This is a genomic window from Streptomyces capillispiralis (assembly GCF_007829875.1).
Taxonomy (GTDB): Bacteria; Actinomycetota; Actinomycetes; order Streptomycetales; family Streptomycetaceae; genus Streptomyces; species Streptomyces capillispiralis.
The window spans coordinates 3387670-3402576 of the sequence record NZ_VIWV01000001.1 but is presented as its reverse complement, the minus strand read 5'-3'; the positions used below and the strand labels follow the sequence as shown (position 1 = coordinate 3402576).

The window sequence follows — 14907 nt, the reverse complement described above, 5'->3', positions numbered from 1 at the left end:
CACGGCACCGGAGCGCGCGCCCGGGCCGCGGGCCCCCTCCTCATCGGAGTCGTCGAGCCCCGCCCATGAGCCCGTGACGGACCTTTCCGACCTGCCGCCCGTGTGGCCCGGCCGCCGTGGCCTCACCGCCGCCCGGCCCGCCGTCCCGCTGCTCGCCGCGCTCGCCCTGTGGGGGTACGCGGTGCGCCACACCGACGTGTCGCGGCTGGACGACTTCGGACTGGTCACCGCGCTCCACCCCGCCTTCTGGGCCGGACTGGTGGTCCTGACCGCCGGTTTCTGGTACACCGTCCGCGATCCGCGGCGGCCGGGCGGCTGGCCGGCGGCGTACGTGCTCGGGCTGCTGGTGATGGAGCGGGCCACCCAGGCCGTGCTCTACCCCACCCCGCTGTACGCCTGGGCGTGGAAGCACGACGGTGTCGTCGACCACCTGCTGACCGCCGGGGGACTGCAGACCGCCGACCAGATCGGCGACATGGCCGTGTACGACCAGTGGCCCGGCTTCTTCGCCGCCCAGGCCGCCCTGGTGCGGCTGCTGGGCGTGGAGTCGACGGCGATGTACATGGCCTGGTGGCCGCTGGTCTCCAGCCTGATGCTGCTGCTCCCGCTGCTGTTGATCTACCGCACCTTCACCGAGGACCGGCGGCTGATCTGGACCGCGGTCTGGCTCTTCTACGTCGCCAACTGGGTGGGCCAGGACTACTTCTCCCCCCAGTCCGTGGCCTTCGCGCTGCACCTCGGTGTGCTGGCGGTCGTGCTGCGCCGGTACGGCCGGTCCGGCGGGGCGCGCGGACGGCGGGGGCAGGCCGTCTGGACGGCCGTGCTCAGCGCGCTGGTGGTGGCGATGGTCATCTCCCATCAGCTCACCCCCGCCATGCTGGCCGTCTCCCTGCTCGCCCTGTGCCTGGTCCGCCGCTCCCGGGACTGGGTCCCGCCGGTCACCACCGCCGTGATCTTCCTGGCCTGGTGCGGGACGGCCGCGCTGCCCTTCCTGTCCGCCGCGATGCCGGACATGATCCGCTCCGTGGGGGACGTCGGCGGCAACGTCGCCACCGGGTACGGCGCCACCCCGACCGGCACCGGAGCGGTGGCGACCTCCTGGGCGGCCCGGCTGCTGTCGGGCACCGTGCTGCTGCTGGCGGTGGCCGGGGTGTGGCGGCAGCGCGTGCTCCGGCACCGGGCGACGCCCCTGCTGGTGATCGCGGCCGCGCCGCTGCCGATGTTCGTGGCGAGCAGCTACGGCAGCGAAATGATCTTCAGGGTGCTGATGTTCATGCTGCCCGGCGCCGCCTTCTTCGCCGCCGCGGCCCTGCTGCCCCGGGTGCGCACCCTCGCCGCCGAGGCCGAGGCGGATGCCCGCGGGCCGCGGGCGCGCGCCACCGCACCGGCCGCCGGGCGGCGCGCCGTCGCCGTGGCGGGCCCGCTGCTGGTGCTCGTCGCCGCCACCCTGGCCTTCGTCCCGAGCTACTCCGGCAAGGACCGGATCAACTACTTCCCGCCGGAGGAGGTGGCCCTGGTCCAGCGGCTGTTCGACCAGGCCCCCGAAGGCTCGACGGTCGTCGCCGCCAACCGCAACTATCCGCTCGCCTACGCGTCGTACGGGACCGTCGACCACTACTGGTTCCTCGACGACGACCGCCGGCACGTCGACGAGATCCTGCGGAGCCCGGCCGCCACCCTCGCCCGCGACATGACCGGAGTGGAGCGCCCGGCCCGGGCGTACTTCCTGCTCACCCAGGGGCAGTTCGCCAACTCCGAGATGAACGGCCAGCTCACCGGGGACCAGCTGGACCGCATCCGGGACTCCGTCGCCGCCTCGCCGCGCTTCCGGCTGGTGGCGGAGAACGGCGCGGGCGTCGTCTACGAACTGCGGCGCGAAGGGGGAGCGGAGCGATGACACCGCAGGACCTCGTGATGAGGATGCTCCCGCCGTTCGGCGGCTGGCTGGCGCTCGCCGCCCTCGCGCTGCCCGGCGGGTCGCCGCTGCGCGGCGCGGCGGTCGCCGTGTTCCTGGCGGCCGGGCCCGGCGCCGCGCTGGTCGGCCTGTGGGGACCGGCGCTGCGCGCACGGCCGGCCCGGGGACCCGTGGAGACGCGCCGGCCCGGCTTCGCCCGCCGCTCCGACCAGCTGGAGCGGCTGATGCTGGCCGTCCTCCTCAGCGTCGCGGCGGTGATGGTCGTCGCCACGGTGCTGATCGCCACCCACGCCTTCAGCGCGCAGCGGGTGCTGCTGACGCTGACCCTCCTGACCACACTCGCCGCGTTCTGCCCGCGGCTGCGCGCCTCCCCGCCGACGCCGAGGACACGGAAGGGTTCCGCTCTGTGAAGGTCAACCGTCCCTTTCGCCGCGACAGCGGTCCGCGCACCACCGACGCCCGCCACCGCAGGCCGCGGACGCCCGAAGCGCCGGGCCCGCCGCCGCGGCGCCGGCGGCTGCTGCTCACCTCCGCCACGGTCGTCGCCGCGGTGCTCGTCGCCGTACTCGCCCTCAGGAACGCCACCGGACCGGAACCCTCCGCGATGGGCGAGGAATGCCGGCCCACCGCCCTGCTCGAACCGCCCTGCGGGGCGTGGTTCGGCGCGTTCGTGCCGCACGAGCGCGCCGATCTGGAGGACAAGGTGAAGGCCTACGAGGAGCGCGTGGGCCGCAAGCTCGACATCGTCTACACGTACCACGACATGTCCCTGCCCGAAGGGACCCGCCGGGAGGGCCAGTTGCTCACCCCGGAGGAACAGCGGGTGGGCGACGACCGCATGCTGCTGCTGTCCTGGGAGAGCAAGTGGTGGGGCGGCACGAAGCGGCAGCAGCCGACGTGGAAGGAGATCGCGGCCGGTGAGCTGGACGCCTCCGTCATCGACGTCCAGGCCCGGCGGATCAAGGAGTACGGGGAGCGCACCGGCAAGAAGGTCTTCCTCTCCTTCGACCTGGAGATGGACACCCGCACCCCGGGCAACGGCACCCCCGCCGAGTACGTGGCGGCCTACCGGCACATCCACGACCGCTTCCGCGAACTGGGCGTCGACACCGTGGTGTGGACCTGGATCATCACCGGCTACCTGAACCACGCCGACCTGTTCGAGCGGATGTACCCGGGCGACGCGTACGTCGACTGGATCGGCTACAACCAGTACAACTACTACCGGTGCCACGCCACGGACTGGCTGACCTTCGAGCAGACCCAGACGGCCAGTCACGACTGGATCCGCGAGCACATCTCCGACGACAAGCCCCTGATGCTCTCGGAGTTCGGGTCGGCCGCCGACCCGGCCCGCCCGGAGCGGCAGGCCGAGTGGTACGCGCAGGTGCCGCGGGTGCTGAAGGACCTGGAGGGGGTCAAGGCCGCGCTCCAGTGGAACTACCGGGACCCCGGACCCCACTGCGACCTCGCCCTGGCCGGCGACGCGGCGTGGGAGAGCCTGGGCGGGGCGGTGGCCGACCCGTACCTGAACCAGCCGCCGCCGAAGTGACCTCCCCGGGTGCCGCTCAGCCCGCGAACTCGGGGCCGTGCAGCGCCGCCCGGCCGCGCCGGTACCAGCGCCACGCGACGGTCCTCGGGCCGTCCCGGTACGGGGCGATCCGCGCGCCGTCGCCCGCCAGCCAGGCGGCCACGTCGGCGACGGTGTGGCCGCGGCGGACGATCAGCCGGGCGATGCGGTAGCGCTCGTCCCGGTCCGAGCTGAGCGCGTGCCGCACGGCGGTCGCCGTCTCGTAGCCGGCCCGGGCGGCCATGGCGCGCACCCGGGGGCTGTTGTAGCCGTGCGGGTAGGCGAGGTGGGGGACGGGGTGGCCGAGGACGTCCTCCAGCACCGCCTTGGAGTCGAGCAGTTCGGCGCGCAGCTGGCGGGCGGTCAGCGTGTCGAGCTGGGCGTGGGTGACCGTGTGGCTGCCGACCTCCATGCCGGAACGTTCCAGCGCGGTGACCCGGTCCAGGGGCATCATCGGGGCGGGCGGCAGCAGACTGCGGCCGCCCGGGGCGATGGCGCCGGTGGTGAGGTACGCGGTGGCGGACAGCCCGCGCCGGGCCAGGGCGTCGGCGGTGGGGCCGGGCAGGTCGGCGAACCCGTCGTCGAAGGTGAGCAGCACCGGCCGGGGCGGCAGCGGCGCCCGCCCGGCCAGGTGGTCGGCGAGGGTGCTGATGGTGACGGGCGTGCGGCCGCTGTCCACGACGGCGTCGAGATGGGCGGCGAACTCCCGGGGCGTGACGGTGAACTCCGCGATCCAGTCCGGTGGATCGTCCATCACGGCGTGGTAGAGGAACACGGGTATGGCCGGGCTCATCCCGTCTCCTTCCCCGCGCGGCCGGCCGGCGCCCGCCGCGCCCGCAGATAGCCGACCGGCCCGTACAGCATCCCCCTGCGCTGAAGCCGCGACAGGCGGCGCGGCCAGGGATGGGTGCGGCTGTCGTGCCCGCCGGGCGCGGCGCCGCCGGTGTCCGTGTCGCGCACCGCGGTCAGCGCGCGGGCGCGGGCGAGACCGCGCGGCAGTCGGGCGAGGAACGCCGGCAGCAGCGTCGGCCGGTTGACCAGGATCGCGGTGAGGTAGGCGGTGAGGCCGGCGCCGTAGCCGTACGCCTGGGTCTCCAGATCGGCCCAGCCCTCCCGGTGGTGGTGCCACACCAGGGCGTACGGCGTGTAGTGCAGCCGGTGTCCCTGGGCGAGGACGCGGACGAAGCCGTACAGGTCGTCGCCGCCCCGGGCGGGCGTCCCGGCGCCGGTGGCCGGGTCGAAGCCGCCGACGGCGCGCAGCACCTCCGTGCGGAAGGCCATGTTCGCGCCGGAGCCGAAGCGGCCCGCGGTGAAGGGGAACAGCGGCTCGTCACGGGGCGGGTCGCCGGGGTCGTACGTCGTCGGCGTGAAGCCCTTCGCGAAGCCGCCGTGGCTCTCCAGCAGGACCTGGGCCGGGGTGCGCAGCCGGGCGGGCAGGATCAGGCCGGTGGCGCAGCCGAGCCGGGGGTCGGCGGCGAAGGGCGCGGTCAGTTCGGCCAGCCAGCGGGGGTCGGCGACCACGTCGTCGTCGGTGAACGCGATCACCTCGCCGCGGACCTCGGCCAGGCCCCGGTTGTGCGCCACCGCGAGTCCGGGCACCGGCTCGCACACGTACCGCACCCGCTCGCCGTACTTGCGCTCCACCAGCTCGCGCGTCTCGCCGGTCACGGGCGCGTTGTCGACGACGACCACCTCGAAGCGCGGGTGCTCCTGCGCGAGCAGCGAGTCCAGCGCCCTGGCGAGTTGCCCGGCCCGCTCCCGGGTGGCCACGACGACCGAGGCGAAGGGCAGCGGCGTCGTCCCGGGCGTCCCCGCCCCCGGCACGTCCCCCGGGTCCGTCCCCCGTGCGTCCCCCGTGGCCGCCTCCCGTGCCGCCCGGAGGAGCGTGGCCCGGGGGTCCGCTCCCTCGGGGACCCGCGTCAGTAGGGTGGCCACCGGCCGGCCGGACCGTCTGACCAGCAGGAACACCTCGCCGTGTGTCACCGGCGGGCTGCCCGGCCCCGGTCTGGGCGCGGCCTCGTCACCGTCCAGGTCGATGTCGGCGACCTGCACCGCGCCGATGGCCAGGAACCGCCGTATCTCCTCCTGCGTACGCGACGTCCGCGCGTCCGCTCCCGTTCTGCCGGACATACGTCCTTCCTCCCCCTCCTCAGGACCGGCGCAGCCGAGCCGCGCCCTTCAGCGTGCGCGACGCCAGCGACGCCAGCCGCGGGCGGGCGCGGACGAAACCGTGCGCCCGGCGCGCGGGCTCGCGGCCCAGCCAGTGCAGCGCGGCCCCCACGCCCGGGCGGGTCACCGCCCCTTCGTGGACGGCGAGTTCGCCGGTCTTCAGCGAGTCCTTGTACTCGGCCGGCCCGCGCCCCAGGTCGAGCAGGCCGATGCCCTCGGCCGCCGCCGCCTCGGCCATCCGCAGATGCAGCACCAGACCGGGCGAGAACTTCGCGAACTCCGGGTCGTACGCCGGGAACCAGCAGGCCAGGACGGTGGCGGAACGCAGGCCGAAGTGCGCGGCGACGGGTCGGTCGCCGGCGTAGAGCACCGACAGCGTGCCCGTGCACTGCGGCGCCCGGGTCTCGGCGAGCCGCCCCACGAGCCGGGTGATCCACTCCCGCGCGAAACGGTCCCGGCGCCCCGTCCTGCGGTACTGCGCCGACTTCCATTCCATGAGGGCGCGCAGCGCGGCCGGGTCGCGTTCGTCGAAGACGAACCGCACCGGTCCGGCCTGCCGGCCGAGCCTGCGCTCCTTGGCGAGGGTGGTCTTGAGGAACTTGGGCGACTGGGTGCGCAGCACCGACTCGTAGGTCTCGTAGCCCTTCTCCACGTCGATGACGTAGGTGGCGTGCTCCTCGGCCGCGTACGGCACGAACAGCCCCTGCCCGGCCTCCAGGTTGTCGAAGGCGAAGCTCGACAGCGAGCAGGCCCGCAGCAGTTCAGCGGTCTCCGGGGTGTGCCCGGGGCCCAGCACCGCGCCCTGGCAGTCGGACACCCCGAGCCCTATCGCCCGGCCCTGTCCCAGCGCGCCCCGCTCGTACGGCAGGAAGCCCGCCGGTTCCGCCCCCTCGTACAGCACCGCGATCCTGGCCTGCGGCCGGACCCGGCCGACGGCGGTGGTGAACTCCGGTTCCATGAACGGATTGCGTGGTGCGTCCGTCGCGGCGCGCAGTTCCCGCCAGCGCTCCCGTTCCCCCTCGCCGAGCTCCTCGGGCCTCAGCACGCGCATGCGTCCACTGCTCACCTGACCCCCCGATCAAGTCCCCCCTGGACCCTTGGAAGGTACCGCCCGGGAGCAGGTGGACGGTAGATAGCGGAGCATGTTCTTGCCAAACGGGGAAAGAGGTCCGCACCGTCCTCAACCAGTCCGTACCCGGTGATGGCGGAACGCTTCTCTAGCGTGACGGACGCGGTCGCGCAAGCGGTTCCGGGCGATGTGAGGCGGACCGTCGTGTTGTCCGTATTCTCTGATCATGGCCGCACCCACCGCATATTCACTCATCGCCACCGATCTGGACGGGACGCTGCTGCGCGGCGACGACACCCTCTCCGACCGGTCCGTCGCCGCGCTCGCGCGGGTGGCGCGGGCCGGTGCCGAGCACCTCGTGGTGACGGGGCGCCCGGCCCCCAGAGTGCGGCCGCTCCTGGACGACCTCGGCAGTACGGGGCTCGCGGTGTGCGGACAGGGCGCGCAGGTGTACGACGCCGGCGCGGACCGCCTGCTGTGGTCGGTCACGCTGGACCGGGAACTGGCGGAGACCGCGCTCGGCAAGATCGAGGCCGAAGTGGGGGAGGTGTACGCCGCGGTCGACCAGGACGGGGTCGACGGGCTGACGCTGATCGAGCCCGGCTATCTGATGCCGCACCCGACCCTGCCCGCCGTACGGGTCGAGCGGCGCGGTGACCTGTGGGACCGGCCGATCAGCAAGGTGCTGCTGCGTCACGCCCGGCTGTCCGACGACGCGTTGGCGGCGGCGGCCCGGTCGGTGGTCGGTTCGCTGGCCACGGTGACCATGTCGGGGCCGGGCACGGTGGAGCTCCAGCCGTGCGGGGTCACCAAGGCGACGGGGCTGGCGCTGGCCGCCGAGCACCTGGGGCTGAGCCCGGAGCACGCCCTCGCCTTCGGCGACATGCCGAACGACATCCCCATGTTCGACTGGGCGGCCCGTGGCGTCGCCATGGCCAACGCCCACCCCGAGCTGAAGGCGGTGGCTGACGAGGTCACCGCGTCGAACGAGGACGACGGCGTGGCCGTCGTCCTCGAGCGGCTGTTCGGCGGCCCGTCCGGGCCCGTCCGCCGGCGGGCGGCCCAGGACCTGTCCGGGGACACGGCCCGGGACGTCCCCGGGCCGCGGTCCGGATCCGCGCCTCAGTACGCGCCGAAGACGTTGTCGATCGAGCCGTAGCGGTCGGCGGCGTAGTTGCAGGCCGCCGTGATGTTGGCGACCGGGTCGTACGGGTCGAAGGGGGTGCCGGGCACGTGGTACGCCTGGAAGGTCGGGTCGATGACCTGGAGCAGGCCCTTCGACGGGGTGCCGGCGGCGGCGTTCGAGTCCCAGAGGTTGATGGCGGCCGGGTTGCCGGAGGACTCGCGCATGATGTTGCGGTGGATGGCCTCGTAGCTGCCCGGGATGCCGTGCTGCGCCATGACGGACAGGGACTCGCGGATCCAGCCGTCGAGGTTGTCCGGGTAGGCCGTGGTGGCCGTGGCGGCCGTCGTGGTCTGCGCGGAGGCGCTGGTGGCGCCGAACAGCGGCAGGGCGACCACGGCGACGCCGGTACCGGCGACGGCGAGGGAGCGGACGAGGCGGCGGGCGCCGGAGCGGCGGTGCTGACCGTGTGCGGGCATGTCTGGGTTCCTCTCCTACGCCTGCGAGGTGAGCTGTCGGGTTCGGGCGGGAGAGTGCCCGGCCGTGCCCCTGAGGGCACGGCTTCACCCCTAGCCGTTCCGGCGCGATGGCCGGCCCGGCGACTTACCTGGGTCCCCCGCTCCTGCCGTGCGTGAGTTCGTCGTTGGGTGTGGTGCGGGTGGCGGCAGGACTGGGCGTCCACCCGGCAGGCCCGGAACGTATGCGAGAGCACATGTCGGGAACAAGTGTGGGCATCACCCGGTATGCCGTTTGATCTTCCAATGGGGGGTTTGGGGTGCTTGATCCTTTGCTGTCGCCAAGGGTCAACTCGGCGCCGGGGCGCGGGCGGACGCGGGAGCGGGGGTGTGGTGGACGCGGTGCCGCGCGCGTGACTCACTTCACTGATCACGCGCCGGTGGAGCATTGCTCACCAAGCGGATTCCGCTTGGTATTTACGGCAAATCGGGCGGAGGGGCGGGCAGGATGGTGCGCGTGCCGAAGAGCGGGCCGAGGAATGGGTCGAGGAGCGGGCCGGGGAGCGGGCCGGCGGGCGGGGTGAGGAGCGGGCCGGGGAGTGGGCCGGGGAGCGGTCGAGGGGCGGGGGCGGCGGCCGTGTCGGGGAGTGGATCGACGCGCGGCGGAAAGTCGGAGAATGTCCCTTGTGATCAACCGATCAAAATCACTCCGCCCCTGATCCCGTATCGCCCGGCTTGTGACCCTGGGTGCTGGCGGTGATCGAAACGTGACCGGATACGCTGACTTGAGTGATGGCAGCGACCTATCGACAAACCGTGTAATCGCCAGTAGACACCAGCAGACAGGAGACCCCTCGTGACCGTCGTCGGGCCGTTCGGGCTGAGCGTGCGGGACCAGGTTCTGGAAGCCGATGTCCAGGCCGGATTGACGGCTGTCGAGGAGGGGCTGCTCGAGGCCACCAAGAGCGAGGTGCCCTTCATCACGGAGGCCGCCCAGCACCTGGTGCGGGCCGGCGGCAAGCGGTTCCGCCCGCTGCTCGTGATGCTCTCCGCCCAGTTCGGCGACCCCTACGCGCCCGGGGTCGTGCCCTCCGCCGTCGTCGTGGAGCTGACCCACCTGGCCACGCTGTACCACGACGACGTGATGGACGAGGCCGAGGTGCGGCGCGGGGTGGACAGCGCGAACGCCCGCTGGGGCAACTCCGTCGCGGTCCTCACCGGCGACTTCCTCTTCGCGCGGGCTTCCCACATCCTGGCCGACCTCGGTCCCGAGGCGGTGCGGGTGCAGGCCCAGGCGTTCGAGCGGCTGGTCACCGGGCAGATCCTGGAGACGGCGGGACCCCAGGACGGCCGGGACCCGGTCGACCACTACCTGGACGTCCTCGGCGGCAAGACCGGCTCGCTGGTCGCCGTCTCCTGCCGCTTCGGCGCGATGATGTCCGGCGCCGACGAGACGGTGGTGGACGTGCTCACCCAGTACGGCGAGCGGCTCGGCGTCGCCTTCCAGCTCGCCGACGACGTCCTGGACATCGCCTCCGACTCCCACGAGTCCGGCAAGACCCCCGGCACCGACCTGCGCGAGGGCATCGCCACGCTGCCCGTGCTGCGGCTGCGCGAGCGGGCGGCCCGGCTGGGGCTGGCCGAGGACATCGCCCTGTGCGAGCTGCTGGACTCCGACCTCACCGACGACGCCCGGCACGCCGAGGCGCTGCGTCTGCTGCGCGCCCACCCCGCGCTGGAGCACGCCCGCCGGGACACCGTGCGCTACGCCGAGGAGGCGCGCGCGGCGCTGGCCCCGCTGCGGGAGTGCGACGCCAAGGCCGCCCTCGTGCAGCTGTGCGACGCGGTCGTGCACCGCGCGGGCTGACCCCGGCCACGCCCCGGCCTCTACGGGTCCCGGCCTCGCCCCTACCGGACCCGGCCCCCACCCCTACGGGTTCCGGCCCCCGCCCCGCCCCGTTCCGCTCCCGAACTCCGCCCCGACCCCTACTGGTCGGGGGAGGGAATCACTCCCCGTGTCATACCCCAGCAGTACACGGAGTTGAGTCCGGGGTCTGACGCGTGCGCCCGCCGGATTTGGTCAGATGGACCACGACGGACAACACCACTTCTCACCGGTTCGGGTGAGAATGGCGGCTCGGGAATGAGACTGGTGCGAGGACACGAGACGGAAGCCGCCGCCGACCACGGAGGTAGGGCACACATGGCACCGTACGAATCCGACGACATGACGACCGCGGGGGAGGCCGGCGAGCCGCGCGCGAGGCGGCGCAGGGCCGCGCGGTACGTCGTCCCGGTCACCGTGATGGGAGTGGCGGCCGCGACCATCGGGCTCGTCCCGGCCCTCGCCGACTCCGGCGACCCGGATCTGCCGGAGATCACCGCCGCACAACTGATAGAGAAGATCGCGAAGTCGGACGTCGAGCAGCTGTCCGGCACCGTGAAGATCACCACGGACCTCGGTCTGCCGGACCTCGGCGGCCTGGAGAGCAGTCTCGCCTCCGGCGCGGGCGAGCGGGGCGAGGGCGGGGACGGCTCCTCGGCCGACCCGTCCGCCAAGCTCACCGAACTGGCCTCGGGGACGCACACCCTGCGGGTCGCGGCCGACGGCCCGGACCGGCAGAAGCTGTCGCTCCTGGAGAACGCCGCCGAGTACAGCCTGATCCACAACGGCAAGGACGTCTGGGGCTACGACAGCGCGTCCAACCAGGTCTACCACGGCACGGTCGAGGAGTCCGCGAAGGACCGGGAGCACCAGCCCCCGGCCACCCCGAAGGACTTCGCCGAGGAAGCGCTGAAGGCGGTCGACGACACCACGTCCGTGACCGTCGACGGCACCGCCCAGGTGGCCGGCCGGGACGCGTACAAGCTGGTCGTCAAGCCCCGGCAGTCCGGCTCCACGGTCGGCGCGATCAGCATCGCGGTCGACCACAGGACCGGTATGCCGCTGAAGTTCACGCTCACCCCCGCGAGCGGCGGCGCCGCCGTCGTGGACGTCGGCTTCACCCAGGTGAGCTTCGACCGGCCGGCCGCGTCGACCTTCGCGTTCACCCCGCCCAAGGGCGCCGAGGTGACCGAGGACGGCGAGCTGGACCACGGCCGGGAGCACTCCGGCAAGCCGGAGAACGCCCCGAAGTCGGAGGAGGACCTGGCCAAGGGCCTCGACGGGTTGAAGATGCTCGGCGAGGGCTGGAACTCCGTCGCCACCTTCGACAGCGGCAGCGAGGGCGGCCTGCCCACCGGGGAGGCGGGCGGCGACCTCGGTGGCTTCCTCGGCTCGCTCGGCGACCAGGTGAAGGGCGAGTTCGGCACCGGCACGGTGTTCAGCACCCGCCTGGTCAACGCCCTGATCACCGAGGACGGCACGGTCTACGTGGGCGCCGTCACCAAGGACGCGCTCGTGAAGGCGGCCGACGCGGGGAAGTAGTCCCGGCGAGTCCTGTGACGCAGTGAGGGAACGAGGGAGCCGATGGGCGAGGCGTCCGCCACACCACCGGAGGGCGCGGACACGGAGCAGGGCGCGGACGCGGGCGACGGCGTCATCGTCACCCGCGCGCTCAGCAAGCGCTACCGCGGCGGACAGCTCGCCGTGGACGGTCTGCGGCTGACCGTCCCGGCGGGCAGCGTCTTCGGCTTCCTCGGCCCCAACGGGTCCGGCAAGACCACCACCATCCGCATGCTGATGGGCCTGATCGAACCGACCTCGGGCACGGCGCACGTCCTCGGGCGCCCCATGCCGCGCTCCGCGCGCGCCGTGCTGCCCCACGTCGGCGCCCTCATCGAGGGCCCGGCCCTGTACGGCTTCCTGTCCGGCCGCGACAACCTGCTGCGCTACGACGCGGCCGACCCGACCGCCGACCCGCGCACCCGGCGCGCCCGCGTCGCCGCCGCCCTGGACCGGGTGGGCCTCACGGCCGCCGCCGACAAGAAGGCGAAGGCGTACTCCCTCGGCATGAAGCAGCGCCTGGGCCTGGCGGCCGCCCTGCTCCAGCCGCGCCGGCTGCTCGTCCTGGACGAGCCGACCAACGGCCTCGACCCGCAGGGCATGCGGGAGATCCGCACGCTGATCCGCGAACTGGCCTCGGAGGGCACCACCGTCTTCCTCTCCTCCCACCTGCTCGACGAGATCGAGCAGGTGTGCACGCACGCCGCCGTGATGGCCCGGGGCCGGCTGATCACCCAGGGCCCGGTCGCCGAGCTGTCGGCCGGCGCCCGGGGCCGGCTGGTGGTGACCACCCCGGACCCCGCGGACGCGGCGCGGGTGCTGAAGGAGCAGGGGGTCGCCGATGTGGTCGTGGCCGACGAGAAGGTGACCGGCGAGGTGCCCGAGCGGGACCTCGCCGAGGTGAACGCGGCCCTGGTGACGGCCGGTGTGCGGGTGCGCGGCTTCGGTGTCGAACGGGCCTCGCTGGAGGACGCGTTCGTCGCGCTGACCGGGGAGGGATTCGATGTCGCGGGCTGACGCGGTGCGCGAGGCGAGCCCGCTGTGGACGCTCGGCCTGCTCCGCAGCGAGCTGCTCACCACCTTCCGGCGCTGGCGCACCCTCGCCCTGCTCGGGGTGCTGGCCGCCGTGCCGGTCCTGGTCGGCGTCGCCGTACGCATCGAGACCGGCGACGGCTCGTCCGGCGGCGGGGGCGGCGGGGGAGGACCGGCGTTCATCTCGCAGATCACCAACAACGGCCTGTTCCTGGTCTTCACCGCGCTCGCCGCCACCCTGCCGTTCTTCCTGCCCATGGCGATCGGCGTCGTCGCCGGTGACGCCCTCGCCGGCGAGGCGAACGCCGGCACCCTGCGCTACCTCCTGGTCGCCCCCGCGGGGCGCAGCCGGCTGCTGCTCACCAAGTACGCGGCCGTCATGACCTTCTGCCTGGTCGCCACGCTGGTGGTCGCCCTCTCGGCCCTGACCGTCGGCGCGCTGCTGTTCCCGCTGGGCGACCTGACGACCATCTCCGGCACCCGCATCAGTTTCGCCGAAGGGCTGGGCAGAGCCCTGCTGATCGCCCTGGTCGTCGCCCTGTCACTGATCGGCGTGGCGGCGCTCGGCCTGTTCGTCTCCACCCTGACCAACAGCGGCATCGCGGCGATGGCGACCACGGTGGGACTGCTCATCACGGTCCAGATCCTCGACCAGATCCCGCAGCTGCACGCCCTCCACCCCTACCTGTTCTCCCACTACTGGCTGTCCTTCGCCGACCTGATGCGCGAACCGGTCTACTGGGACGACCTGACGAAGAACCTCGGCCTCCAGGCCCTCTACGCGGCCGTGTTCGGCTCGGCGGCGTGGGCGCGGTTCACGGCGAAGGACATCACCGCGTAGGAAACGCGGTGGCCGTGGCGGGCGGGGGCGTGTGACGGTTCGGGCCATGGGCAACTCACGGGCGTACCCCGTCTTCCGGACCACCGACGCGGCCGAGGCGTACCGGCAGGCCAAGAGGCTCTGCGCGCTGCTGGAACACGTCAACGACAGGGTCTGGCTCTTCTCCGAGATGCGCACGCCCGGGGAGGCGCGCCGGATGGCCCTGATCGTGCCCGGGGAGTGCTTCGACTACGAGGACACACGCACCGACCCGGTGACGGGTGACTTCCTGTTCTTCGAGTCCGACGTGTCCGCACTGGACGACGCCGAACTCGGGACACATCTGCCGCTGTCCTTCAGCGAGGACGTCGAACGCGGGGAGGACGTCGAGGAGCGGTTCCTGGCCGCTCTGGGCGAGGGCACGGCGGCCATCGAATGGAACGGCCGCTGGCCGGACGACCCGGAGATCGACTCCCACGGGCACTGGAACCACGACGGGGTCCAGATCGTGTTCCACGGCGACGACGCGCAGTACGGCAAGTGGGCCGAGGACCACACGGTCTTCGTCCACGTGACCAAGTACGGCGACCTCGAACGTGCTCAGAAGCTCGCCGCCCACATCGGCAGCGAGGTTCTGGGCGAGGCGCAGCTCGGCTGGTGAGGCCGCCGGGGAGCCGGTCTCAGCCGGCCTCGTAGGGGAAGCGGGCCGGGGGCGCGTCCTGCGCGAAGAACGTCTTGGCCCGCGCCAGCGCCTCCGTGTCCTTCAGTACGTCACCGGGCTTGCTGCCGTTGCCGAGCAGTACCCCGCCGAAGCGCATGCCCATGTAGGCGGCCGAGTTGTTCAGCGTGCCGACCAGCGGGTCGGCGACCACCTGCTCCTCGTGGGCCAGCGCGGTGACGCCCCACAGGGTGCGTCCCGCCATGGTCGCCTTGAAGTCCAGGCCGGGGATGCGCAGCCAGCCCGACCAGTGGTCCAGGTAACGCTTGGTCTGCGCGGACACCGAGTACCAGTACAGCGGCGAGGCGATGACGACGTCCGTCGCCGCGAGGGTCGCGTCCAGCAGCCGAGCCACGGGGCCCTCGGTCGGGCGGACGTGGTCGCTGTCGTGGCGCAGGTCCTCGAAGTCGGGCAGCGGGTGGGCGGTGAGGTCGATCCACTGCTGCTCCACGGCCGGGGGCAGCTGTTCGGCGGCCCGGCGGGCCAGCAGTTCGGTGTTGCCGTCGGAGCGGGCGCTGCCCAGGACGAAGAGGAAACGGCGGGTCATGGTCATCCCCCAAATGATCGGCGTACGCCAATATCAGGCATCTG

Annotated in this window: 14 protein-coding genes and 1 riboswitch; of the genes, 9 read left to right on the top strand and 5 right to left on the bottom strand. The window is 73.0% G+C overall.

Translation table 11 applies throughout. From position 1 onward, the window contains the following. Positions 1-73 precede the first annotated feature (73 nt). The 3 genes from FHX78_RS14250 to FHX78_RS14240 are packed head-to-tail and all read left to right on the top strand — an operon-like array spanning position 74 to position 3467. Complete coding sequence (locus FHX78_RS14250) at positions 74-1897, top strand: glycosyltransferase (RefSeq protein WP_145867803.1); 1824 nt, start codon at positions 74-76, stop codon at positions 1895-1897. Continuing rightward, on the top strand, positions 1894-2325 hold the full coding sequence (locus FHX78_RS14245) for a hypothetical protein (RefSeq protein WP_145867802.1): 432 nt from the start codon (positions 1894-1896) through the stop codon (positions 2323-2325). The genes FHX78_RS14250 and FHX78_RS14245 overlap by 4 nt, the downstream gene beginning before the upstream one ends. Continuing rightward, positions 2322-3467 carry a glycosyl hydrolase gene (locus FHX78_RS14240; RefSeq protein WP_145867801.1) on the top strand — a complete coding sequence of 382 codons (1146 nt, stop codon included), beginning with the start codon at positions 2322-2324 and terminating at the stop codon, positions 3465-3467. Before FHX78_RS14245 ends, FHX78_RS14240 begins: the two co-directional genes overlap by 4 nt. A gap of 16 nt (positions 3468-3483) precedes the next feature. Here the strand turns inward: FHX78_RS14240 and FHX78_RS14235 are convergent, their stop codons facing one another. The 3 genes from FHX78_RS14235 to FHX78_RS14225 all read right to left on the bottom strand — a co-directional run bounded on the left by FHX78_RS14235 (position 3484) and on the right by FHX78_RS14225 (position 6705). After that, positions 3484-4278: a polysaccharide deacetylase family protein gene (locus FHX78_RS14235; protein WP_229923828.1), complete on the bottom strand. Its 795-nt coding sequence runs from the start codon at positions 4276-4278 to the stop codon at positions 3484-3486. Next, the gene (locus FHX78_RS14230) at positions 4275-5537 is read right to left on the bottom strand and encodes a glycosyltransferase family 2 protein (RefSeq protein WP_373312992.1); all 1263 of its coding nucleotides are present in this window, start codon (positions 5535-5537) and stop codon (positions 4275-4277) included. The genes FHX78_RS14235 and FHX78_RS14230 overlap by 4 nt, the downstream gene beginning before the upstream one ends. Before the next feature lie 97 nt (positions 5538-5634). Further along, positions 5635-6705, bottom strand: coding sequence for a GNAT family N-acetyltransferase (locus tag FHX78_RS14225; protein ID WP_145867799.1), 1071 nt, complete (start codon positions 6703-6705; stop codon positions 5635-5637). Positions 6706-6949: 244 nt separating this feature from the next. Here FHX78_RS14225 and FHX78_RS14220 point away from each other — a divergent pair, with 244 nt between their 5' ends. After that, positions 6950-7882 carry an HAD family hydrolase gene (locus FHX78_RS14220; RefSeq protein WP_229923829.1) on the top strand — a complete coding sequence of 311 codons (933 nt, stop codon included), beginning with the start codon at positions 6950-6952 and terminating at the stop codon, positions 7880-7882. Here FHX78_RS14220 and FHX78_RS14215 read toward each other — a convergent pair. Then, on the bottom strand, positions 7846-8325 hold the full coding sequence (locus tag FHX78_RS14215; RefSeq protein ID WP_145867798.1) for a transglycosylase SLT domain-containing protein: 480 nt from the start codon (positions 8323-8325) through the stop codon (positions 7846-7848). The two genes, FHX78_RS14220 and FHX78_RS14215, sit on opposite strands and share 37 nt — an antisense overlap. Positions 8326-8328: 3 nt before the next feature. Beyond that, a riboswitch (cyclic di-AMP (ydaO/yuaA leader) is annotated at positions 8329-8499 on the bottom strand. 658 nt (positions 8500-9157) lie between these two features. Between FHX78_RS14215 and FHX78_RS14205 the strand changes: the two genes are divergently transcribed. The 5 genes from FHX78_RS14205 to FHX78_RS14185 all read left to right on the top strand — a co-directional run bounded on the left by FHX78_RS14205 (position 9158) and on the right by FHX78_RS14185 (position 14259). Next, positions 9158-10168 carry a polyprenyl synthetase family protein gene (locus FHX78_RS14205; protein ID WP_145867797.1) on the top strand — a complete coding sequence of 337 codons (1011 nt, stop codon included), beginning with the start codon at positions 9158-9160 and terminating at the stop codon, positions 10166-10168. Between the two features lie 336 nt (positions 10169-10504). Beyond that, the gene (locus FHX78_RS14200) at positions 10505-11728 is read left to right on the top strand and encodes a LolA family protein (RefSeq protein ID WP_145867796.1); all 1224 of its coding nucleotides are present in this window, start codon (positions 10505-10507) and stop codon (positions 11726-11728) included. Positions 11729-11770: 42 nt separating this feature from the next. Then, positions 11771-12763 (top strand): ABC transporter ATP-binding protein, encoded by a 993-nt coding sequence (locus FHX78_RS14195; protein ID WP_145867795.1) that lies wholly within the window; start codon positions 11771-11773, stop codon positions 12761-12763. Further along, positions 12750-13619 (top strand): ABC transporter permease, encoded by an 870-nt coding sequence (locus tag FHX78_RS14190; protein WP_145867794.1) that lies wholly within the window; start codon positions 12750-12752, stop codon positions 13617-13619. The genes FHX78_RS14195 and FHX78_RS14190 overlap by 14 nt, the downstream gene beginning before the upstream one ends. A 46-nt stretch (positions 13620-13665) precedes the next feature. Next, positions 13666-14259, top strand: a complete 594-nt coding sequence (locus FHX78_RS14185; protein WP_167531760.1) for a hypothetical protein — start codon at positions 13666-13668, stop codon at positions 14257-14259. A 19-nt stretch (positions 14260-14278) separates the two neighbouring features. On the opposite strand, the gene FHX78_RS14180 is transcribed toward FHX78_RS14185, so the two are convergent. Then, complete coding sequence (locus FHX78_RS14180) at positions 14279-14863, bottom strand: flavodoxin family protein (RefSeq protein ID WP_145871951.1); 585 nt, start codon at positions 14861-14863, stop codon at positions 14279-14281. Positions 14864-14907: the final 44 nt, after the last annotated feature.

What these genes read in the sequence shown, in the direction of transcription:
- FHX78_RS14245 (WP_145867802.1), top strand. Translation starts at nt 1,894, where the DNA reads ATGACACCGCAGGACCTCGTGATGAGGATGCTCCCGCCGTTCGGCGGC.
- FHX78_RS14235 (WP_229923828.1), bottom strand. Translation starts at nt 4,278, where the DNA reads ATGAGCCCGGCCATACCCGTGTTCCTCTACCACGCCGTGATGGACGAT.
- FHX78_RS14225 (WP_145867799.1), bottom strand. Translation starts at nt 6,705, where the DNA reads ATGCGCGTGCTGAGGCCCGAGGAGCTCGGCGAGGGGGAACGGGAGCGC.
- FHX78_RS14220 (WP_229923829.1), top strand. Translation starts at nt 6,950, where the DNA reads ATGGCCGCACCCACCGCATATTCACTCATCGCCACCGATCTGGACGGG.
- FHX78_RS14215 (WP_145867798.1), bottom strand. Translation starts at nt 8,325, where the DNA reads ATGCCCGCACACGGTCAGCACCGCCGCTCCGGCGCCCGCCGCCTCGTC.
- FHX78_RS14200 (WP_145867796.1), top strand. Translation starts at nt 10,505, where the DNA reads ATGGCACCGTACGAATCCGACGACATGACGACCGCGGGGGAGGCCGGC.
- FHX78_RS14195 (WP_145867795.1), top strand. Translation starts at nt 11,771, where the DNA reads ATGGGCGAGGCGTCCGCCACACCACCGGAGGGCGCGGACACGGAGCAG.
- FHX78_RS14190 (WP_145867794.1), top strand. Translation starts at nt 12,750, where the DNA reads ATGTCGCGGGCTGACGCGGTGCGCGAGGCGAGCCCGCTGTGGACGCTC.
- FHX78_RS14185 (WP_167531760.1), top strand. Translation starts at nt 13,666, where the DNA reads ATGGGCAACTCACGGGCGTACCCCGTCTTCCGGACCACCGACGCGGCC.
- FHX78_RS14180 (WP_145871951.1), bottom strand. Translation starts at nt 14,863, where the DNA reads ATGACCCGCCGTTTCCTCTTCGTCCTGGGCAGCGCCCGCTCCGACGGC.